General features: G+C 62.9%; 16 protein-coding genes. 6 read left to right on the top strand and 10 right to left on the bottom strand.

The window, feature by feature from the left end; genetic code table 11:
- Positions 1-72: 72 nt before the first annotated feature.
- The gene (locus OIK40_RS12095) at positions 73-2,367 is read left to right on the top strand and encodes a DUF305 domain-containing protein (protein ID WP_273678599.1); all 2,295 of its coding nucleotides are present in this window, start codon (positions 73-75) and stop codon (positions 2,365-2,367) included.
- 285 nt (positions 2,368-2,652) lie between these two features.
- Here OIK40_RS12095 and groL read toward each other — a convergent pair whose 3' ends face one another.
- Together groL and groES are read right to left on the bottom strand one after the other, a co-directional pair.
- Positions 2,653-4,293, bottom strand: coding sequence for a chaperonin GroEL (gene groL, locus OIK40_RS12090; protein ID WP_273678598.1), 1,641 nt, complete (start codon positions 4,291-4,293; stop codon positions 2,653-2,655).
- 56 nt (positions 4,294-4,349) lie between these two features.
- A complete protein-coding gene (gene groES, locus OIK40_RS12085; protein ID WP_068864921.1) occupies positions 4,350-4,637 on the bottom strand; it encodes a co-chaperone GroES in 288 nt (95 codons plus the stop codon).
- Between the two features lie 244 nt (positions 4,638-4,881).
- Between groES and OIK40_RS12080 the strand changes: the two genes are divergently transcribed.
- Positions 4,882-5,763, top strand: coding sequence for a mechanosensitive ion channel family protein (locus OIK40_RS12080; protein WP_309557564.1), 882 nt, complete (start codon positions 4,882-4,884; stop codon positions 5,761-5,763).
- On the opposite strand, the gene OIK40_RS12075 is transcribed toward OIK40_RS12080, so the two are convergent.
- Positions 5,738-7,162 carry an MATE family efflux transporter gene (locus OIK40_RS12075; protein WP_273678597.1) on the bottom strand — a complete coding sequence of 475 codons (1,425 nt, stop codon included), beginning with the start codon at positions 7,160-7,162 and terminating at the stop codon, positions 5,738-5,740. The two genes, OIK40_RS12080 and OIK40_RS12075, sit on opposite strands and share 26 nt — an antisense overlap.
- Before the next feature lie 266 nt (positions 7,163-7,428).
- Between OIK40_RS12075 and OIK40_RS12070 the strand changes: the two genes are divergently transcribed.
- Positions 7,429-8,295: a hypothetical protein gene (locus OIK40_RS12070; protein WP_273678596.1), complete on the top strand. Its 867-nt coding sequence runs from the start codon at positions 7,429-7,431 to the stop codon at positions 8,293-8,295.
- A 303-nt stretch (positions 8,296-8,598) separates the two neighbouring features.
- Here OIK40_RS12070 and rplL read toward each other — a convergent pair whose 3' ends face one another.
- From rplL to OIK40_RS12035, 7 genes are all read right to left on the bottom strand, one after another.
- A complete protein-coding gene (rplL, locus tag OIK40_RS12065) occupies positions 8,599-8,976 on the bottom strand; it encodes a 50S ribosomal protein L7/L12 (RefSeq protein ID WP_068864947.1) in 378 nt (125 codons plus the stop codon).
- Positions 8,977-9,045: 69 nt separating this feature from the next.
- Entirely contained in the window at positions 9,046-9,561 is a 516-nt protein-coding gene (gene rplJ / locus OIK40_RS12060; protein WP_273678595.1) for a 50S ribosomal protein L10, read from the bottom strand.
- A gap of 301 nt (positions 9,562-9,862) precedes the next feature.
- Positions 9,863-10,915, bottom strand: coding sequence for a type 1 glutamine amidotransferase domain-containing protein (locus tag OIK40_RS12055; RefSeq protein ID WP_273678593.1), 1,053 nt, complete (start codon positions 10,913-10,915; stop codon positions 9,863-9,865).
- A gap of 74 nt (positions 10,916-10,989) precedes the next feature.
- Positions 10,990-11,226: a helix-turn-helix domain-containing protein gene (locus OIK40_RS12050; RefSeq protein ID WP_273678592.1), complete on the bottom strand. Its 237-nt coding sequence runs from the start codon at positions 11,224-11,226 to the stop codon at positions 10,990-10,992.
- A complete protein-coding gene (locus OIK40_RS12045) occupies positions 11,226-11,783 on the bottom strand; it encodes a DUF2975 domain-containing protein (RefSeq protein WP_273678591.1) in 558 nt (185 codons plus the stop codon). Before OIK40_RS12045 ends, OIK40_RS12050 begins: the two co-directional genes overlap by 1 nt.
- A gap of 58 nt (positions 11,784-11,841) precedes the next feature.
- A complete protein-coding gene (locus OIK40_RS12040; RefSeq protein ID WP_273678590.1) occupies positions 11,842-11,979 on the bottom strand; it encodes a hypothetical protein in 138 nt (45 codons plus the stop codon).
- Positions 11,980-12,113: 134 nt separating this feature from the next.
- Positions 12,114-13,169, bottom strand: a complete 1,056-nt coding sequence (locus tag OIK40_RS12035) for a 50S ribosomal protein L11 methyltransferase (RefSeq protein WP_273678589.1) — start codon at positions 13,167-13,169, stop codon at positions 12,114-12,116.
- A 353-nt stretch (positions 13,170-13,522) separates the two neighbouring features.
- On the opposite strand from OIK40_RS12035, the gene rpoB reads away from it, so the two are divergent.
- The 3 genes from rpoB (at position 13,523) to OIK40_RS12020 (ending at position 22,686) form a co-directional block, all read left to right on the top strand.
- Entirely contained in the window at positions 13,523-17,713 is a 4,191-nt protein-coding gene (rpoB, locus tag OIK40_RS12030) for a DNA-directed RNA polymerase subunit beta (RefSeq protein ID WP_273678587.1), read from the top strand.
- A gap of 68 nt (positions 17,714-17,781) precedes the next feature.
- A complete protein-coding gene (rpoC, locus tag OIK40_RS12025; protein ID WP_273678586.1) occupies positions 17,782-22,083 on the top strand; it encodes a DNA-directed RNA polymerase subunit beta' in 4,302 nt (1,433 codons plus the stop codon).
- Positions 22,084-22,362: 279 nt separating this feature from the next.
- On the top strand, positions 22,363-22,686 hold the full coding sequence (locus OIK40_RS12020) for a DNA-directed RNA polymerase subunit beta' (protein ID WP_273678585.1): 324 nt from the start codon (positions 22,363-22,365) through the stop codon (positions 22,684-22,686).
- Positions 22,687-22,725: the final 39 nt, after the last annotated feature.

The following is a 22,725-nucleotide window of genomic DNA, read 5'->3' as shown; positions in this document are numbered from 1 at the left end:
GTCATTCGTACCCTTGACTGCCGCCCCGTTCACTGCAGTCTGCGTCCTGACCTACCGAAACCAGGGGACATCATGACCAACGCTTTGAACTCGCGCGCTTCGGGCGCGCTGCTTTCCGCTTTGCTGCTCGGCACCTCGGGCATCGCCTTCGCGCAAAGCGTGCCGATCGTGCAGCCCGGCGCGCCGGGGCAGGACAGCCGCACGTTGACGGCAGAAGAGGCGACGAAGCTTGCCGCAGCGACATATGCCCCTGCCGACGTCACCTTCATGCAGCACATGATCGTGCACCACCAGCAGGCCCTGGATATGGCGAAGCTGGTCAAGGACCGCACCAATACCGAAGAAATCGTCGCCATTGCCGGGCGCATCGAAGCGAGCCAGGCGGACGAGATTGCCTTCATGAAGTCTTGGCTGACCGAGCGCGGCGAGGCGCTGGAAGACCCGAAGATGAAGGGCCACGGCGCACACATGCACCACATGATGGCGGGCATGGCGAGCCCCGAACAGATGAAGGCGCTTGCCGCAGCCAAGGGCGTGGATTTCGATCGCCAGTTTCTCACGCTGATGATCGCCCATCATGAAGGCGCCGTCGACATGGTCGATGATCTGTTGCGTCAGCCCGGCACCGCGGCCGATCCGGTGCTGTACCGCTTCGTCGGCGATATCGACAACGAACAGACCGGCGAGATCGAGCGGATGGACGTGCTGCTCGCCGGCCTTTCGGCCGATCCGCGCGCCGGACTGGCCGCCGGGTTCGACAATGCGGGCGAGGCAATCCTGAACCTCACCAAGGTTGCGAGCCTGCGAAAGCCGGCGGGCTTCTTCAACCCCGACAATCCGGCCGACCTGCGTCCGCCTGTGGCCCCGAAGAAGGATGCCAAGAAGGACGAGAAGACCGAAGCCGAGGCCAAGCCCGCTGCAGAGGCTGAAGCGGCCGCCGCAACCGAGGCGGCGGCGGGCGAAACCCCCGAACGCGGCGATGAAGAAAGCCTCACCCAGTTTGCCGAGCGCTCGCCGCTGCTGGACTTCGCCAATACCGACATGGCGTTCTTCGACGACATCATGGTGGCGGGCAATTACCACGGCTTCAACATCTACAAGCTGGACGCCGACGGCGCGCCCAACCTGATGAGCTCGGTCGTCTGCCCGGGCGGGCAGGGCGATGTCTCGGTGGTCGGCAACATCCTCGTGATGAGCGTCGAGCAGACCCGCGGGCGGGTAGATTGCGGACTGCAGGGGGTCGATGGCAAGGTCAGCGAGGATCGCTTCCGCGGCCTGCGCATTTTCGACATTTCCGATCTATCGCGCCCGCGCCAGGTCGGCGGGGTGCAGACCTGCCGTGGCAGCCACACCCATTCGATCGTCAGCGCCGACGACACCCGCATCATCGTCTACAACTCGGGCACCGCGAGCATCCGCGAGGAAGACGAACTGGCCGGCTGCGTGGGCGGGATCCCGGGCGATACCCGCACCGCGCTGTTCTCGATCGACGTGATCGAAATCCCGGTGGCCGACCCGTCCAAGGCGCGCATCGTCAAGAGCCCGCGCGTGTTCGCCGACGAGAAGACCGGCAATATCGCCGGCCTGTGGACCGGCGGCGATCACGGCGAGGGCACCCAGCGCACCGCCGCGACCGATCAGTGCCACGACATCACCGTTTTCCCGGCCAAGGGCATCGCCGCGGGCGCATGTTCGGGCAACGGAATCCTTTTCGACATCCGCGATCCGCTGAACCCCAAGCGGATCGACGCGGTGACGGATACCACCTTCGCTTACTGGCATTCGGCCACCTTCAACAATGACGGCACCAAGGTGATCTTCACCGACGAATGGGGCGGCGGCGGACGGCCGCGCTGCAAGGCGTCCGACCCCATGACCTGGGGCGCGAACGCGGTTTATGACGTGGTGGACGGCAAGCTGGTGTTCCGCGCCCATTACAAGCTGCCCGGGCCGCAGAGCGACAAGGAGAACTGCGTCGCCCACAACGGTTCGATCATCCCGGTGCCGGGCCGCGATCTGTTCGCGCAGGCATGGTATCAGGGCGGGCTCTCGGTGATGGACTTCACCGACAGCGACAACCCGAAAGAGATCGCCTATTTCGACCGCGGCCCGATCGACGACAAGCAGCTGGTGCTGGGCGGCTACTGGTCGGTCTACTGGTACAAGGGCCACCTCTACGGCACCGAGATCACCCGCGGGATCGATGTCTTCAAACTTGAGCCGAGCGAATTCCTGACCGAGGCAGAGATCGCCGCGGCAGAGGCTGCGAAGTATGATGGTGGACGTTTCAACCCGCAGACCCAGACGCAGGTGACGTGGGACGATGCGGCGATCGAAGCCGCCGAGGCGAGCCGCAAGGGCGGCTGACGACCGGAAAAAATGCCCCTGCCGATTTGGCAGGGGCATAAGGTCAAGGGCCACGTAAGGCCCCTCGGGTCGCGTGGCGGTTTTAGCAGAACGGCACGGCCATACCCGTGACAAATGCTGTTAGTTTGCCTTGCAAATCTTCCGAGGCGACGCGGTGACGCGCAATGCATATAAGAAAACCCCGGTGGATCGCTCCACCGGGGTTTCTTGTTCCTTGAAAGCTTAGCAAGCTGTGGAGGCCGAGTGCGAAGCCGGCTTTCGCCGGCTCGCGCCCGCCCTCGCGGCTTAGAAGCCCATGCCGCCCATGCCGCCCATGTCGGGCATCGCGGGCGCGGCCGGCTTGTCTTCCGGACGCTCGACGATGGCCGCTTCGGTGGTGATCAGCAGGCCGGCGACCGAGGCCGCGTCCTGCAGTGCGGTGCGCACGACCTTGGTCGGGTCGATAACGCCGGCCTTCACCAGGTTTTCGTAGGTGTCGGTGGCGGCGTTGAAGCCCTGGGTTTCGTCATCTTCGCGCAGCAGGTTGCCCGCGACGACCGCACCATCGTGGCCGGCGTTCTGGGCGATCTGCTTGACCGGGGCGGTGATCGCCTTGCGGATGATGTCGATACCGCGGGTCTGGTCTTCGTTCGCGCCCTTCAGGCCGTCCAGAGCCTTGGTGGCATAAAGCAGCGCGGTGCCGCCGCCCGGAACGATGCCTTCCTCAACTGCAGCGCGGGTCGCATGCAGGGCGTCGTCGACGCGGTCCTTGCGCTCCTTCACTTCGACTTCGGTTGCACCGCCGACCTTGATCACGGCCACGCCGCCGGCGAGCTTGGCAAGACGCTCCTGCAGCTTCTCACGGTCATAGTCGCTGGTGGTGTTTTCGATCTGGGTGCGGATCTCGGCAACGCGCGCCTTGATGTCGTCGGCTGCGCCCGAACCATCGACGATGGTGGTGTTGTCCTTGTCGATGGTGACCTTCTTGGCCTGGCCGAGCATGCCGACGGTGACGTTCTCGAGCTTGATGCCGAGGTCTTCCGAAATCATCTCGCCCTTGGTCAGGATCGCGATGTCCTGCAGCATCGCCTTGCGACGATCGCCGAAGCCCGGAGCCTTCACCGCCGCAACCTTCAGGCCGCCGCGCAGCTTGTTGACCACGAGGGTCGCCAGCGCTTCGCCTTCGATGTCTTCGGCGATGATCAGCAGCGGACGGCCCGACTGCACCACCGCTTCGAGGATCGGCAGCATCGACTGGAGGTTCGACAGCTTCTTCTCGTGGATCAGGATGTAGGGGTTATCCAGTTCCACGGTCATCTTGTCGGGATTGGTGATGAAGTAGGGCGACAGGTAACCGCGGTCGAACTGCATGCCTTCGACGACATCGAGTTCGAATTCGAGGCCCTTGGCTTCCTCGACGGTGATCACGCCTTCCTTGCCGACCTTTTCCATGGCTTCGGCGATCTTTTCGCCGACTTCACGGTCGCCGTTGGCCGAGATGATGCCGACCTGCGCGATTTCCGAGCTGTCCGACACGTCCTTCGAGCGCGACTTGAGGTTTTCGACCACGGCGAGCACAGCCTGATCGATGCCGCGCTTCAGATCCATCGGGTTCATCCCGGCGGCGACCGACTTCATGCCTTCGGTCACAATCGCCTGGGCGAGCACGGTGGCAGTGGTGGTGCCGTCGCCGGCCGAGTCATTGGCCTTGCTGGCGACTTCGCGCAGCATCTGCGCGCCCATGTTCTCGTACTTGTCCTTGAGCTCGATTTCCTTGGCGACGCTCACACCGTCCTTGGTGATGCGCGGCGCGCCGAAGCTCTTGTCGATGACGACGTTGCGGCCCTTGGGGCCGAGGGTCACCTTGACGGCATTGGCGAGGATGTCGACGCCGCGCAGAATGCCTTCGCGGGCTTCGCGGCCGAACTTCACGTCCTTGGCAGCCATGATTGTTTCTCCTGAGATTGGGTTGTTGTTGAAAGGAAGCAGAAGGGGTCAGGCGATCAGCCGACGATCCCCATGATGTCGCTTTCCTTCATGATCAGCAGGTCTTCACCGTTGATCTTGACTTCGGTGCCCGACCACTTGCCGAACAGCACGCGGTCGCCCACCTTGACGTCCATCGGGATGCGGTCGCCGTCGTCGTCACGGGCGCCGTCACCGACGGCGACGACTTCGCCTTCGCTCGGCTTTTCCTGGGCGCTGTCGGGGATAATGATGCCGCCAGCGGTCTTCTGGTCGGCTTCGATACGACGGACCACGACACGATCGTGGAGCGGACGAAATGCCATTGCTATGACCTTTCCTTGAGTGGATGAGTTGGCTTGGCACTCTCACCTCGAGAGTGCCAACGCGGCGCATTTGGTCGTGAGCGGCGAATGAATCAAGCCCTGAAGACGCAAAAAATTTTGCGGCTGGTGCGATTTTCGGCCCGGGGTGGCCAGCGCCTTTCCGGTCCTCTATTGGGGGCTGCCCGATCCCCCCGTGCCTGCCTTCTCTTGTCGCGCAGGCCCGCAAACGGAGCATTACCCCTTTATGTCGATGACAACCTCGAAGCCGCTTTCCGCATTGAAGACCCAGATCAAGACCGAGCTTGGCACAGAGCTCGATTTCGCCGCCACCGCACTCGGCTGGTTGCGCGACAATCTGGTTCATCTGGCGGGCGCGCTGGCGGTGCTTGTCATCGGGGTGATCCTGGCGCGGTTGCTGTCCAAGGCGGCAGACCGCGCGCTCAACCGCTCCGGCCGGATCGAACCGACCGTGGCGAAGTTCCTCAGCAACATCATCAAATATGCCCTTTGGGTGGTGGTCGCGATCACCGTGTTGACCCAGTTCGGGGTGCAGACCACCAGCATCATCGCCGCCCTGGGCGGCCTTGCCTTGGCGGTCGGACTGGCGCTTCAGGGCACCCTCAGCAATGTTGCGGCCGGCGTGATGATCCTGATCCAGCGCCCGTTCCGCGTCGGCGAGACGATCAGCGCAGGGCCGGTGCTGGGCACTGTCAGCACGATCGGACTGTTCACCACCGAGATGGTCCAGCCCGACGGGCTATACGTCATGGTCCCCAATAACGAGCTGTGGAACAAGGCGATCGTCAATTTCAGCCGCATGCCGACCCGCCGGTTCGAGCTGCTGATCGGCATTTCCTATTCGGACGACATCAGCGTGGCGCGGCGTGAACTTCTGGCGTTGGCCGAAGGTGATCCGCGCGTGCTGGACGAACCCGCACCCGACGTTTTCGTATCGGCACTGGCGGATAGCGCGGTGACCGTCGGACTACGAGTGTGGTGCGCGACGAGCGATTACCTCGCCCTGTCGTGGGACCTGACCGAGAAAGCCAAACAGCGCTTCGACGATGCGGGCCTCACCATCCCGTTCCCGCAGCGCGAAGTCAGGACGATTGCTGCGGCGGCGTGACGCGCACATCGCCGTCCCGCCGCGTCAGACCCAGTGTCTCGCGGCGGTTCCAGCGCCAGATCAGCAGCACAGCGGCGAAGAAGAGCCCGGTTGCAAGCCCGATCCACACGCCTGTCCCTTCGAGCGGGGTGAAGAAGCCCAGCCCGATCGCGGTGCCGATGCCCGGCACCCAATAGCTGAAGATCGCGATCCACATGGGCACGCGGGTGTCCTGCAAACCGCGCAGCGCACCCGCCGCCACCGCCTGCACGCCGTCCGCCAGCTGGAAGATCGCTGCCAGCACCAGATATTGCAGCGCGAACATCACCAGCGCGGCATTGGCCGGATCGCCCGGATCGACATAGATCGTCAGCAGCAGTTCGGGCACCAGCACCATCGCCAGCGCGGTAATCGACATGAAGCCCGTGCCGATCGCCAGTGCCACCCATCCGGCACGCTTCACGCCGAGTGGATCGCGCGCGCCATAAAAATAGCCCACTCTGATTGCGGCTGCCTGCCCCACGCCGAATGGCACCTGAAAGGCCAGCGCCGCCAGTTGCAGCGCGACCGTGTGGCCCGCCAGCTCTGCCGCGCCGAAGCGCCCCATCATGAATGCCGCACTGCCGAAAATTCCCGCCTCCGCTGTGATCGTCAGTGCGATCGGCGTGCCGATCCGCAAGATCAGCTTCAGGCGCTGCCAGTCCGGCGCCCAGAACCGGCCGAACACCCGGTAGCGGTGCAGCCGCCGGTCGAACCGTATCGCTGCGATATAGGCGCCCAGCGTAAACAGCGAGGTGATGATGGTCGCCACCGCCGCGCCTGCCAGCCCCAGCGCCGGCGCTCCGAGATTGCCGAAGATGAAGGCATAATTGGCCAGCGCGTTGACGAAAATGCCCACTCCGGTGATCGCCGTCGCAAAGATCGGGCGACCGAGGGCCGAGACGAAGTTGCGGAGCACTGCCGCAAGCAGCATCGGCACCATCGAGAAGACGATGACATTATTGTACTCGTTCGCCAGAGCCCGGATGGCGGGTTGTTGTCCCGACGCCATCATTACCGGATCGAGCAGCAGGCACAGGCCCATTCCGCCGACGCCCGCGATCACCGCCAGCCACATGGCCATGCGGACCGACCGTCGCACAGGGCGCACCGAGGGCGCCCGTGCACCGATCGCTTCGGCAATCAGCGGAGCGACCGCGCCGGTCAGCCCGGTCAGCGCCCACAGCACAAGCCCGAACAAGGAAACGGCCAGCGCCGATGCGGCAAGCTGCTGTTCCCCCAGGCGCGCGATGAAGATCACGTCGACGGCGTAGGTCAGCATCTGCAGCAGATTGGCAGCAGCCAACGGCCCCGCCAGCGCGAGCGTCGCGCGGGTTTCCTGCCCCCAGCCGGGCGTCGAGAGAGGAGCAACTTGCTGCATGGTCGGTGCTTGGTGGTTCCGTGCCCGCCAGCAGGCGAGCCCGCGGCGATAGAGGCACGGACGATTCGGTGAAAGGGGAATAAGCCTCTGCGCCCGCTCTTTACGTTTCCGCATGGGGGGCCTGCCGAACAGTTAGTAGCCTAGGATGTTAACCTTTGGACATGGAGGGTTTATCGGAACGAACCGTGGAACCCTAGGTTTTGCGCCGTTTTTGCTTTTCCGAATCGCCTTGCTGCACCACACTTGGTCGCTTGGGGGTTAACCAATTGTCGCAAGCAGCATCCGAACAGCCCGGAGATTCGCTGTCCTCGCTTTCGCAAGGGCGGGCGATGGAGGCGTTCGGGATGCGCGCGAAAACGCCGATGACGCCCAGCCGCATGCTGTGGTCGCGTGCATTGCCCGGCACCGTGATGGTGGTCGCCGCACTGGCCCTGCCCGAATTTTCGGTGGGCGCAGGGGATCTGCCCGATGGCCGTTCTGGCCTTGCCGCGGTGCGGGAACCCGCATCGGTTGTAAGATTGCCGATTTTTTCCGCGCCCGAAGCTGCGCCGCTGATCGCTCTGCCCGCCCGTCCGGCATCAAGGAGCGGCGCGGATGCGTTCGATCTGAACACAGCGCCGCCATCGTCGGCGGCTGGCCCTTTGCACGCTTTCGCGAACGCCTTTCCGGCACCCTCGGTGGAACAGCCTGCGGTCGCCGCAGTTTCGGCACCGCAAGCACCATCCGTCACGCCCTCCGCGGGGCAGAGCAGTGCGCCTTCCCGGCCGTCCCTGCCGCAAACGGAACTCTCGCCGACCGTCTTTACCGGCCCCTTGACCAAAGCGTCTCTTCCGCTTGATGGTTTCCGGCCCGACCTCCCGGTGCGGACTCCCGAGCCGGCGTCGATGGCGCGCCCGCTATCGACCATTGCCGTTGGTGAAGCAGATGCACCGTCCCCGGTAACCGCCGCGAAGGATCGGGCAGACAGTGCGCCCGTCGCAGCCGCACCCGCAGAACTTGCGAAGCCGGTGTCGCTGGCGGAACAGCCGCTGACGTCTGCGGGCCTTGGCGCGGTGTCAGTTGCCGCGTTGCCGGTTGTGCCGGTGGTTGCACCTGAACCGACCTTGCCCGCGGCACGCGCAAGCTCGCCTTGACCAACGTCATTTTCCCCCCTCATTCACCAAATTCGTTCAGCAGGGGGTTAGTCCCCCTTGTTTTTCCGGTCGTTGCGACTCGGCTACTGTAGGGCCGCGATGTTGGGCCTTATTAACAAGCTGTAAAGCAGCTTCCTCGCAGCGAAGCGGAATTGTCTGTTAACAGGACACTTGAATTTCGCGCACCTTGGCGGCTGGTGTTGAAGCTAACGCAACAGCCCGCGTCGGAGCGTTGGGCAGCAAAAAGGCGGCACCATTGCTGGCGCCGCCTCCTTGTCCTTTCCGGCGTTGCCGGAGAAAGGCTTACTTGAGCTCGACGGTGCCGCCGGCTTCTTCGATCTTCTTCTTGATCTCTTCGGCTTCCGCCTTGTTGACGCCTTCCTTGAGCGCCTTCGGGGCACCTTCGACCAGCGCCTTGGCTTCGGTCAGACCGAGGCCGGTGATGGCACGGACTTCCTTGATGACCTGGATCTTCTTGCCGCCGTCGCCGGTCAGGATCACGTCGAATTCGGTCTGCTCTTCAGCAGCCGGGGCGTCGCCGCCGGCAGCCGGACCGGCAGCCACAGCCACCGCAGCAGCGGCGCTGACGCCCCATGCTTCTTCGAGGGCCTTGGCGAGTTCGGCAGCTTCAAGCACGGTCAGCTGCGACAGTTCTTCAACAAGCTTGGCAATATCAGCCATGATGGTTCACTCCAAAATTGTGGCGGGGCAAAAGCGCCCCAGATTGTTTCGTCTGGCGAAAAGCGTCTCTTAAGCGGCGTCCTTGGCGGCATAAGCGCCGAACACGCGTGCGACCTTGGCTGCGGGCGCGGTAACGACCTGGGCGATCTTGGTCGCCGGGGCGTTGATCAGGCCCACGAGCTTGCCGCGCAGTTCGTCGAGGCTCGGCATCGAGGCAAGCGCCTTGATCCCGGCTTCGTCGAGCACGACCGCGCCCATCGAACCGCCGACGATTTCAAGCTTGTCGTTCGACTTGGCGAAATCGACAGCAGCCTTGGCAGCCGCGACCGGGTCAGCAGACCAGGCCAGCCCGACCGGGCCGGTGAGCATGTCATCCAGCCCGACATAGTCGGTGTCCTTGAGCGCGAGCTTGGCGAGACGGTTCTTCGCAACCTTGTAGGAAGCACCAGCGTCGCGCATCTTGTTCCGCAGGTCGGTGGACTGGGCCACCGTCATGCCGAGGTTGCGGGTGACGACCACCACGCTGACCTCGTTAAAGACCGCATTGAGCTGGGCAACCGCGTCGGCTTTCTGCGAACGATCCATGCCATACTCCTTCACATGTGATCGCACGGGAAATGGCTCTCCCGGGCGACCGGCTACGTTTGTCCATGCACGGTGCCGCGAAGGCTCCGAACACGGGCGAGTCCGTCGATAGGGAAGGAGGGTGTGCCATCAGGCACGCTCGGGCCAGACCGCAATGCGGCTGTCCGATAAATCTCGTTTCCCCGTCTAGGCTGGACATTAAGAAGGCCGTATTGCCTTCACCAACTGTCTCGGACGGATGACCGCACAAGGCACGAGGCCCGCGGGTCAGCGCGGGCCTCTAGGGGAAATGGCTTGGAAGTCAAGGGCGCTGTTGGCGGGCCAGCACTGCGCGTGCCTCGGCCATCGCCGCATCGAGCTGGGGCTCGGGAAAATGCGGCCGGGCCAGCTCCATGACCTTCAGCGCCGGAGCGAGCATTGCGGGATCATCCCCGGCCTGAAGCGCGCGGTAATAGCCCCAGATCGCGACCAGCGGCGCATCAATGTCAGCGCTGCCCTGTTCCAGCGCAGCGGCAAGGGGGGCGGTATCGCCCGCAACGGTAAGCGCGACAAGGGCAAGGCTGCGTTCGTCCGGCCAGAGGTTGCGGGCAAGCGGTGTTCTTCCGAGCGCCGCGACCACGGCATCGGCAGCGGCGGCCACGGAAAAGGGATTCTGGCCGGTCACCACCCTCCCGTCGATTGCAACATGGGGCAGCATTATCGGCGCTTCGGTCACTTCGGCGCCAAGCCTGCGCAGCTCGCTTTCGAGAAGAAACGGGAAGTGTGGAACCCATGTCTTGCCGAACAAGGCTTCCTCTTCGTCGGTAAAGCCGGTGAGACGGCGGCCCTGAATCCAGGCCGAACCATCGGCATTGCGGATGCGGGCGAATACGGCCGGGCCGTGACACACCGCCGCGACCACGCCGCCGCGCGCCTCGGTCTGCTTGAGTAGAGATTGCAGCACCTGGCTGAAAGGCAGATCAAACATCGCGCCCTTGCCGCCGATCACCATGATCGCGCTGTATTGCCCGGCCATCGCCGGAGACAGTGGCAAGGTGGCGGCCAGCTTGCGCTGCGCCTCGGCATCGGCAGCAAAGGCGGCGTTGTAAGGCTTGCCCGGATCGTGCTCGTCAGCGACGACGGGCCCGCCGGCGGGGCTGGCGATGTCGACCGCAAATCCGTTGGCGCGCAGTACCAGCCACGCTTGCGACAATTCATCCATTTCGAAGCCGGGCTGGGTTTTGCCCGCGTCGCGGCCGTGACTGCTGACAACCAGAAGGACGCGTTCAGGCAGAGGTGCGGCACTGGTTTGAGCGGCCTGGGCTTGAAATGCGCCCAGAAGCAGGGCGCACAAAAGGGTGATCCAGCGGACCATGACATTCTCCAGTAATTTTCGAGGAAATGGGTTGGCCCGCCGCCTATCGGGTGGCGGCGGGCCGGGAGGCCGCGTCAGTCGGTCTCGTAGGCGAGCAGATCGCCCGGCTGGCAATCCAGCTCGCGGCAGATCGCGGCGAGGGTGGAGAACCGGATCGCCTTGGCTTTTCCGGTCTTGAGGATCGACAAGTTGGCGAGGGTGAGGCCGACCCGCTCGGCCAGTTCGGTCAGCGTCATGCGGCGGGCGTAGAGCAGATCGTCGAGCTTCACCATGATGCGGGCTCCTTCGAGATCGTCGTTGATCGGTGGCATCACACGGTCCCTTCCAGATCTTCGCGCATCGCTGCGCCATGACGGAACACGCGGGCGAGGATGAACAGGACGACCACCATCAATATCGACGTTAGGTCAAAGCCGGAGGAGAAATCGGTGCTGATATGCAAATCTTCAGATTTGAGCGCCGAAGCCCACGTTGCGACCGGTACAGCCGCCGCGCCGAGCACAACCTTGGCGACCTGAAGGGCTGCCAGCAGCCACGCCATGGCGTTCAATCGATCAGCATTGTCGGGTAGAAACGGTTCGCCCTCGGCGACTGTGGAAATGATGGCGCGCAATTTTCCGAAAAAGAAAAAGACCAGCGCAACCGCCACAAGCGCACATGCGAAAAGCCCCAGAATTGCCGATACTGGCATCGGCGCGACCGTTGATCCGTATTCAGCCACCATTTCGGCATTGATCGTGTCGGACATCACCACCACCAAAGGGCCAGTGATGACTAGAGTGAGTGCTGCAAAGGCCATGAAGCCTTGCATGAGAATGGTCAGGACTTTGCCTGCCAGCAGAAGAATATCGTTCGGTTTGTCGGTCATTGCGCTTCACCCTTTTGCGGTGGCTGGGCCTCGGCTTTTTTGTCTGGCCGAAGCCTGATCAGGCGACTTCTGGCAGAGCAAATGTGGCGAGGGCTTCTGCCTGCGCCGGGGGCACGGTGACAATCGCGCCGATTGATCCGAGCGTCAGGGCAAAGGCGAATACGGCGGCGAAAGCATGGTTGGCATAGCGGGTCATATCGTTCTCCTTTAATCGACATATTGGTATTCGATAAGGAGCGTCTACTGCCGATTCGGCTTATCGTCAATCAATAATATTGAAAAACGATATGTAGCAGGTTGTTTTTCGAAAAATGATCGCCGTAGGGCAGCCTAGCCGGATGTTTGCCTGGCTTGGTTTGCCCAGACTTGGAGGGTGGCTGCGTGATAGAAGGCCTCTACCTCCAATGTCTCGCCCGGTTCGGTTTGCAGGGAGCTCGGTAGAAGATAGGTGATCGGATACCAGTGTGCCGCGGCATCTCCGCCAGGCGGATTCTCGTAGGCCACGCCGTTACCGAAATCGATCTTGAGCCACTGGGCCACGGCATTGATCGTGCCGCCGGAGGCCGTCACGCTGGCGGCGGCGTGACCGGTGACCGGGACCGGCGAGGGGATGTTCCAGTTCAGCAACGCCAGATCGACAGGCTGGCTGCGCAAGGCAAATTTCGTGCTGGCAGGGTCGATAAAATCGGTGTTCGAATAAAGCGGCAGGAATTCGCCCAGATCGAAGCCTTCGACCATGCGCGGTGTGGCCTCCATTTTGGCCAGTTCTACAAGCGCAACCCGCAGGCAGGCAGCTTCGGGAACGAACAACGCGTCCGGTGCGCAAAGTTCTTGCCGTGCGTGCTCGAGGGCGGGCAACACGCCTTCACCGACGAGATCGGCGGCGAAGATTTCGGACACCACCACTTCAGCCCCGGCATCGCCTATCATGTCGCGCGTCAGCTTGGTCGAATGGCAGGCGTGGATGGTAATCACATCCGCGAATCCGTTGGCCGCGATTATCCGGCGCGCTGTTTCGGCAACCAGCGGATTGGCCTCGCAGGCGATTACCCGTTTCGCGCCGGCGCGGGCCGCCATCATTGCCAGCAATCCCGAGCCGGTTCCGATGTCGAGGACGACCCGGTCTTCTGCGACGGCTTCGATCGCCGCCCGATAGGCGGCATTGCGCGGCCCATCGCGCAGCATCGAGGCGTGCCAGCTCGGCAGCTTGCGGGTGCGGATGATGCGTGCGACGTTTTCGTAAAGCGGATCGCCCGGGTGGCGCGCCAGCGTGTCGGCAATCAGCTCCTCGGCCGCCGCTACCTTGTTCTGGTCGAGCAGCGAAACGGCAAGCGACAGGAAGATCTCCGGCCGGTCGAATACATCGGCACCCGTAGATTTGGTCATTGTCCTTGCCTTGGCCCCCTTGGAACTGATCGTCCAATGGCACGCGAGCGCGACATAGGGAATAGTTCGCGCACGTCCACCGATGTGCTTGCCGATTGACTCAAGCACAAGGCCGCCTATATGCGCCCTCTACCGACGGTTTCGAGCAATGCGTGCCTTTCGCGGGGGTGCGCAGATGGAAGGAAACCCGGTTATTCCGTGGGACGTATGTAACAGGCTGCTGGGCGGCACCGTTTGGTGTTGCCCGTGCAGTCGTTTTTTGCGTTCCGGGAATACCGCCCTCGAGGACAGTTTTATCCGGCGCGGCAGCCACGATCGGCATGCCTGCGCACAACGAAGAGGCCCAAGTCTCCATGGCAACCAAGGCGAAGCCGCCCGTCACCCGCAGCCGCAAGGCGCAGGGCACCGCTAAGAAGCGTATCCGCAAGATCTTCGGCGACATCCACGAAGTCGTCCAGATGCCGAACCTGATCGAGGTTCAGCGCGAAAGCTACGAGCAGTTCCTGCGTTCGGACAAGACCACGGGCTATGTCTCGGGCCTCGAGAAGACCTTGCGCTCGGTGTTTCCGATCCGCGACTTCGCCGGCACCGCCGAACTCGATTTCGTGCACTACGAACTCGAAGAGCCCAAGTACGACACCACCGAGTGCCGTCAGCGCGGCATCACCTATGCTGCGCCGATGAAGGTGACGCTGCGCCTCATCGTGTTCGAAGTGGACCAGGAAACCGAAACCCGCTCCGTGCTCGATATCAAGGAGCAGGACGTGTACATGGGCGACATGCCGCTCATGACCGAGAACGGCACCTTCATCATCAACGGCACCGAGCGCGTGATCGTCTCGCAGATGCACCGTTCGCCGGGTGTGTTGTTCGACCATGACCGTGGCAAGACCCACTCTTCGGGCAAGCTGCTGTTCGCCGCGCGCGTGATCCCCTACCGCGGCTCGTGGCTGGACTTCGAGTTCGACGCCAAGGACATCGTCAACGTCCGTATCGACCGTAAGCGCAAGCTGCCGGTTACTGCGTTGCTTTACGCGCTGGGCCTCGATGCAGAGGACATCCTCCACCACTTCTACAACACTGTTGTGTGGGAACGCGCGAAGGACGGGTGGAAGATCCCGTTCGTGGCTGAGCAGTGGCGCGGTGCCAAGCCGACTTTTGCGCTGATCGACGCCAAGACCGGCGAGGAAGTCTTCCCCGCCGGCACCAAGATCAGCCCGCGTGCCGCCAACAAGGCTGCCAAGGACGGTCTTGCCGAATTGCTGCTGCCGACTGAAGAAGTCGTCAGCCGCTATGCCGCGCGCGACATGATCGATGAAAGCACCGGCCGCATCTACATCGAGGCGGGCGACGAAGTGACGCTCGAGCATGTCGAAGCCTTCGACAAGGCCGGCATTGACAGCCTCGAACTGCTCGACATCGACGAAATCAACACCGGCCCTTGGATCCGCAACACACTCAAGGTCGACAAGGCCGAGAACCGCGACGAGGGTCTGGAGGCGATCTACAAGGTCATGCGTCCGGGCGAACCGCCGACGAAGGAAACCGCCGAAGCGCTGTTCGAAGGCCTGTTCTTCGATGCCGAACGCTATGACCTGTCGGCTGTGGGCCGCGTGAAGCTCAATATGCGTCTGGGCCTCGAATGCGAGGACACCATTACCACGCTGCGCAAGGAAGACATTCTCGCAGTGGTGAAGGAACTGGTCGGCCTCAAGGACGGCAAGGGCGAGGTTGACGACATCGACAACCTCGGCAACCGCCGCGTGCGCTCGGTGGGTGAGCTGCTGGAAAACCAGTACCGCGTCGGCCTGCTGCGCATGGAGCGCGCCGTCAAGGAGCGCATGAGCTCGGTCGACGTGTCGACGGTTATGCCGAACGATCTGATCAACGCCAAGCCCGCCGTGGCCGCGGTGCGCGAGTTCTTCGGCTCCAGCCAGCTCTCGCAGTTCATGGACCAGACCAACCCGCTGTCGGAAGTCACCCACAAGCGCCGCGTTTCGGCGCTTGGCCCGGGCGGTCTTACCCGCGAGCGCGCCGGCTTCGAAGTCCGCGACGTTCACCCGACGCACTATGGCCGCATCTGCCCGATTGAAACGCCGGAAGGCCCGAACATCGGTCTGATCAACTCGCTGGCGTCGTTCAGCCGCGTGAACAAGTACGGCTTCATCGAAACCCCCTACCGCAAGGTGGTGGACGGCAAGGTGACGGCGGACGTGATTTATCTCTCCGCGATGGAAGAGCAGAAGCATACCGTCGCGCAGGCTTCCGCTGAGCTTAACGAAGACGGCTCGTTCGTTGAGGAACTGGTGTCGGCGCGTCACAACGGCGACAACCTGATGGCGCCGCGCGAGCACGTGACGCTGATGGACGTGTCGCCCAAGCAGCTCGTCTCGGTCGCGGCCTCGCTGATCCCGTTCCTCGAAAACGATGACGCCAACCGCGCGCTGATGGGTTCGAACATGCAGCGCCAGGCGGTGCCGCTTGTGAAGGCCGAGGCACCGTGGGTCGGCACCGGCATGGAAGAAACCGTGGCGCGCGATTCCGGCGCTGCGATCGCTGCAAAGCGCGGCGGGATCGTCGACCAGGTCGACGCGACCCGTATCGTGATCCGTGCGATCGGCGATGTGGAACCCGGCCAGTCCGGCGTCGACATCTACACGCTGCAGAAGTTCCAGCGTTCGAACCAGAACACCTGCATCAACCAGCGTCCGCTGGTGAAGGTAGGTGACGTGATCGAGGCTGGCGACATCATCGCCGACGGCCCGTCGACCGATCTGGGCGAACTGGCGCTGGGCAAGAACAGCCTCGTCGCGTTCATGCCGTGGAACGGCTACAACTACGAAGACTCGATCCTGATCAGCGAACGCATCGTGAAGGATGATGTGTTCACCTCGATCCATATCGAGGAATTCGAGGTGATGGCCCGCGACACCAAGCTCGGGCCGGAAGACATCACCCGCGACATTCCCAATGTCGGCGAGGAAGCGCTGCGCAACCTCGACGAAGCGGGTATCGTCTACATCGGCGCCGAAGTGCATCCGGGCGACATCCTCGTCGGTAAGATCACCCCGAAGGGTGAATCGCCGATGACCCCGGAAGAAAAGCTGCTCCGCGCGATCTTCGGCGAAAAGGCGAGCGACGTGCGCGACACCTCGCTTCGTCTGCCGCCGGGTGTTGCCGGAACCGTCGTGGAAGTCCGCGTGTTCAACCGTCACGGTATCGAGATTGACGACCGTACTCGTGCGATCCAGAACGAGGAAATCGAACGCCTGCGCAAGGACGCAGCGGACGAACGCAATATCCTCAACCGTGCCACCTACAACCGCCTCAAGGACATGCTGATCGGCCAGATCGCTTCGGCTGCGCCCAAGGGGTTGAAGAAGGGCATCGAGATCACCGAGGAAGTGCTCGAGGAAATCGACCGCCACGAATGGTTCAAGTTCGCGGTGGCTGACGATGGCCGTCAGACGCAGATCGAGGCGGTGAAGTCGCAGTATGACGAAGCTGTCGCGCTGATCGATGCCAAGTTCCACGACCGCAAGGAAAAGCTCGAACGTGGCGACGAACTCGCTCCGGGCGTGCTCAAGATGGTCAAGGTCTTTGTTGCCGTGAAGCGCAAGCTTCAGCCGGGCGACAAGATGGCCGGCCGTCACGGGAACAAGGGTGTGATCAGCCGCATCCTGCCGATCGAGGACATGCCGTTCCTCGAAGACGGGACGCCGGTTGACCTCGTGCTCAACCCGCTGGGCGTGCCCTCGCGCATGAACGTCGGGCAGATCTTCGAAACGCACCTCGGCTTCGCCGCACGCGCGCTGGGCCACGAGATTAAGGAGAAGCTAGAGGAGTGGCGCGCCGCCAATCCGAACGCTGCCGAGGATTATGCCAATGCAGCGCCGCCGGCGGCTGTGCTCGAGCGCCTCAAGGACGTCTATGGCGAGCAGTATTTCGAGGACCTCGAAAGCCGCTCGACCGCTGACATCGTCGAACTGGCAGGCAACCTTTCGGCCGGCGTGCCGATGGGAACCCCGGTGTTCGACGGTGCGCGTGAAGCCGACGTGTCGGACATGCTGGTCAAGGCGGGGATCGATTCCTCGGGCCAGTCCGTCCTCTATGACGGCCGCACCGGCGAGGCGTTCGACCGCAAGGTGACCGTGGGCATCATCTACATGCTGAAGCTCCACCACTTGGTCGACGATAAGATCCACGCGCGTTCGATCGGCCCCTACTCGCTCGTCACCCAGCAGCCGCTGGGCGGTAAGGCGCAGTTCGGCGGCCAGCGCTTCGGCGAAATGGAGGTCTGGGCGCTCCAGGCCTACGGCGCGGCCTATACCTTGCAGGAAATGCTGACGGTAAAGTCCGACGACGTGGTCGGCCGCACCAAGGTCTACGAAGCGATCGTCAAGGGCGACGACACCTTCGAGGCCGGCATTCCGGAGAGCTTCAACGTGCTCGTCAAGGAAATGCGCTCGCTGGGTCTGAACGTCGAGTTGAAGTCGCTCAGCGACGACGAGGACGACGCGGACTACGCGGAGGCAGCGGAATAAGGGGCGGGGGTCTCTGCGCCCCTGCCACCTTCGCCCATCGGAATTCATCCCCCTAAGGGAACACAGTCATGAACGACCTGACCAAATTCACCAACCAGCTGGCGAAGCCCGAAACCTTCGACCAGATTCAGATCGGCATCGCCTCGCCGGAGCGCATCCGCTCGTGGTCCTATGGCGAGATCAAGAAGCCCGAGACGATTAACTACCGCACCTTCAAGCCGGAGCGTGACGGCCTGTTCTGCGCGCGCATCTTCGGCCCCGTGAAGGACTACGAATGCCTGTGCGGCAAGTACAAGCGCATGAAGTACAAGGGCGTCGTCTGCGAAAAGTGCGGCGTCGAAGTGACCGTGACCAAGGTCCGGCGTGAGCGTATGGGCCACATCGAACTGGCCGCGCCCGTCGCGCACATCTGGTTCCTGAAGTCGCTGCCGTCGCGCATCGGCTTGCTGCTCGATATGCAGCTGAAGCAGCTCGAGCGCATCCTCTACTTCGAAAGCTATGTGGTGATCGAGCCGGGTCTGACCCCGCTCGAGAAGTACCAGCTGCTGACCGAGGACGAACTGCTCGAAGCGCAGGACGAATATGGCGAGGATGCTTTCACCGCTAATATCGGTGCGGAAGCCGTGCAGACCATGCTCGCCGAACTCGACCTCGAGGCCGAGCGTGACGCGCTGATGGAAGAGCTGGCGACCACCAAGTCGGCGCTCAAGCCCAAGAAGATCATCAAGCGTCTGAAGGTCGTCGAAAGCTTCATCGATTCGGGCAACCGCCCCGAATGGATGATCCTTGAAGTGATTCCGGTGATCCCGCCCGAACTGCGCCCGCTGGTGCCGCTCGATGGTGGCCGCTTTGCGACTTCGGATCTCAACGATCTCTATCGCCGCGTGATCAACCGTAACAACCGTCTGAAGCGCCTGATCGAACTGCGCGCGCCGGACATCATCGTCCGCAACGAAAAGCGCATGCTGCAGGAAGCCGTTGACGCGCTGTTCGACAACGGTCGCCGTGGCCGCGTCATCACCGGTGCGAACAAGCGTCCGCTGAAGTCGCTGTCCGACATGCTCAAGGGCAAGCAGGGTCGCTTCCGTCAGAACCTGCTCGGCAAGCGCGTCGACTATTCGGGCCGTTCGGTGATCGTGACCGGTCCCGAGCTCAAGCTGCACCAGTGCGGCCTGCCCAAGAAGATGGCGCTCGAACTTTTCAAGCCGTTCATCTACGCGCGTCTGGATGCCAAGGGTCTCTCCATGACCCTCAAGCAGGCCAAGAAGTGGGTCGAAAAAGAGCGCAAGGAAGTCTGGGACATCCTCGACGAAGTGATCCGCGAGCACCCGGTTCTCCTGAACCGCGCGCCGACGCTTCACCGTCTGGGCATTCAGGCGTTCGAACCCGTTCTGATCGAAGGCAAGGCGATCCAGCTGCACCCGCTGGTCTGCTCGGCCTTCAACGCCGACTTCGACGGTGACCAGATGGCGGTTCACGTGCCGCTTTCGCTGGAAGCCCAGCTCGAAGCGCGCGTGTTGATGATGTCGACCAACAACATCCTCTCGCCCGCCAACGGCAAGCCGATCATCGTGCCTTCGCAGGACATGGTTCTGGGGATCTACTACCTCTCGATGGAGCGGCAGGAGAAGACGCCCGAGTTCATCGAGGAAGCCGACGGCACCAAGGTCGAGAAGCTGCCGCGCTTCTCGGACATGGCCGAAGTGCACCAGGCGCTCGAGGCCAAGGCGGTCACGCTGCATACCAAGATCATCGCCCGCGTCCCGCAGGCCGATGAAGATGGCAAGGTGGCAATGAAGCGCTTCGTCACCACGCCGGGTCGCATGCTGATCGGCGAATGTCTGCCGAAGAGCCACAAGGTGCCCTTCGACATCGTCAACCGCCTGCTTACCAAGCGTGAGATCGGCGACGTGATCGATCAGGTCTATCGCCACACCGGCCAGAAGGACACGGTGCTGTTCGCCGACGCCATCATGGCGCTGGGCTTCCGCCATGCGTTCAAGGCAGGCATCTCCTTCGGCAAGGATGATATGATCATCCCCGACGCGAAGGAAAAGCTGGTCGAGGAAACCAAGGAACTGGTTGCCGGTTACGAGCAGCAGTACCAGGACGGTCTCATCACCCAGCAGGAAAAGTACAACAAGGTGATCGACGCCTGGTCGAAGTGCGGCGATATGGTCGCTGACGCGATGATGGCCGAGATCAAGGCGACCCCGATCGATCCGGAGACGGGCAAGGAAGCCCAGATCAACTCGATCTACATGATGAGCCACTCGGGCGCCCGTGGTAGCCCGGCGCAGATGAAGCAGCTCGCCGGGATGCGCGGCCTGATGGCCAAGCCGTCGGGCGAGATCATCGAGACCCCGATCATCTCGAACTTCAAGGAAGGCCTGACCGTTCTTGAATACTTCAACTCGACCCACGGCGCTCGTAAGGGCCTCGCGGATACCGCGCTGAAGACCGCGAACTCGGGCTACCTCACCCGCCGTCTGGTCGACGTGTCGCAGGATTGCGTCATCGTCGAGGAAGATTGCGGCACCCAGAACGCGCTGGAAATGCGTGCCATCGTGCAGGGCGGTTCGGTTATCGCCTCGCTCGGCGAGCGCATTCTCGGCCGCACCGTTGCCGAAGACATCATCAACGCCGCCACCGGTGAAGTGATCGTCCCGGCCGGTACGCTTCTGGACGAAGCGATGGTCAAGGAAATCGAAGCGGCCGAAGTGCAGTCCGCCAAGATCCGTTCGCCGCTGATCTGCGAAGCCGAGCAGGGCGTTTGCGCGACTTGCTACGGGCGCGATCTGGCGCGGGGTACGCCGGTGAACATCGGCGAAGCGGTGGGCGTCATCGCGGCGCAGTCGATCGGTGAGCCGGGCACCCAGCTGACGATGCGGACCTTCCACATCGGCGGCGCGGCGCAGCTTAACGAGACCAGCCACCTCGAGGCGATCTCGGACGGCCGTGTCGAACTGCGCGACATGCCGACCATCACCGACAAGAAGGGCCGCATCCTTTCGCTTGCCCGCAACGGCGAAATCGCGGTGATCGACGCCGAAGGGCGTGAGCGCGAGATGCACAAGGTGCCCTATGGTACGGTGCTGATGTTCAAGGATGGTGATCAGGTGAAGGTCGGCGACCGTCTCGCCGAGTGGGATCCGTTCACTCTTCCGATCATCACCGAACAGTCGGGTGTCGTGAAGTATCAGGATCTCGCCGAGGGCATCACGCTCGAAGAGGCGGTCGATGATGCCACCGGCATTGCGCAGCGCGTGGTGACCGAGAATCGCGCCACCGGCCGCAAGAAGAAGGAAGACCTGCGTCCGCGGCTCACCCTTCTGGCAGAAGGCAGCGGCGAAACGGAAGCGGCGCGCTATATGCTCGCACCCGGCACCACCTTGTCGGTCGAGGATGGCCAGACGGTCGAGGCGGGCGACATTCTTGCCCGTGCGAGCCGCGAAGCCGCCAAGACCCGCGACATCACCGGGGGTCTGCCGCGTGTGGCCGAACTGTTCGAGGCGCGTCTGCCGAAGGACAACGCGATCATTGCCAAGATTTCCGGCCGGATCGAATTCGTCCGCGAATACAAGGCAAAGCGCAAGATCGCGATCATCCCCGAGGAGGGCGAAGCCGTCGAGTACCTGATCCCCAAGACCAAGGTGATCGACGTGCAGGAAGGCGACTACGTGAAGAAGGGTGACACCCTGATTTCCGGTTCGCCCAACCCGCACGACATCCTCGAAGTGTTGGGCGTGGAAGCGCTGGCCGAATATCTCGTCAACGAGATCCAGGAAGTCTACCGCTTGCAGGGCGTGAAGATCAACGACAAGCACATCGAGGTGATCGTTCGCCAGATGCTGCAGAAGGTCGAGATCACCGATGGCGGGGATACCACCCTGCTGCCGGGTGAGCAGGTCGATCTGGCCGAGATGCTGGAGATCAACGCCAAGCTGGCCAAGGGCAAGCAGCCCGCGGAAGGCAACCCTGTGTTGCTTGGCATTACCAAGGCCTCGCTCCAGACCCGCTCGTTTATTTCGGCGGCCTCGTTCCAGGAAACCACCCGGGTGCTGACGCAGGCGGCGGTTGAAGGGAAGAAGGATACGCTGATCGGTCTGAAGGAAAACGTGATCGTTGGCCGTCTGATCCCCGCCGGTACCGGTGCGGGCATGAACCGCCTGCGCGTCACCGCCAACAGCCGCGACGCCGCGCTCAAGGCCGCTTGGAAAAAGCAGCAGGAAGCGCTTGCCGCTTCGGGCCAGCGCGAAGTCGAACCGGAAGCGGACGCGATCGGTTCGGAAGAGAAGATGAAGGCCGCGATGGCTGCGATGGCTGCCTCGACACCTGCGGCTGACGTTGAGGACGCAGGCGAAGAGTAAAACCCGCGCCCGCGCACATCTGCGAAACCATCGAAGACCCCGCCGGAGATTGCGCTCCGGCGGGGTTTTTCGCGCCCGTGATTACCGAGAAGTGCTATTGCAAATCACTCGCATAAATAATATGCCTGCTGTCACTATAGCAGGCAGCAGCAGCGAGGTTTCATGTCCGGTAATCGTCCCCCGTCCGCCACCGCGCAGAAAACCATCGCTGCATTGGCTACCCCACCGCGGGTGGAGGCCCTCGGTCCTATCGGAGGTCGTTTTGTTCATGCCCTGCGGATGATTGCTCTGCACGAGCGCGTCGGTCGTGATCCCGTGCCCGAGCTGGCGGCCCGGCTTGGAAGTGTCGAGGTTGCGGCAAAGGCGCTGATCCTTGCGCAGACGATCTCCGCGAGTTGGCCCGAGAACATCCACGTCAGCCGTTTCTGCTGCCGGTTGATGAGCCATGACGAAGCGACCATCGGCGGCTTTGTCGATGCCGCTGCCTGCGGCGACCGCGTTGGTTTCGAGAACCTCCTGACGGGTCTTGTCCGTCCCGAACGGATGACCCGAATGTGGCAAGGCGCGCTTGCGCTCGCCGCAGCTGAAATGCGCGCAGCGTGAGCCTGCTTGCGGGCGGGCGCGCAGGCCTCTACCGCTCGC

This window comes from Erythrobacter fulvus (genome assembly GCF_028595285.1).
GTDB classification, from domain to species: domain Bacteria; phylum Pseudomonadota; class Alphaproteobacteria; order Sphingomonadales; family Sphingomonadaceae; genus Erythrobacter; species Erythrobacter fulvus.
This window is presented reverse-complemented; position numbering and strand designations above follow the sequence as displayed.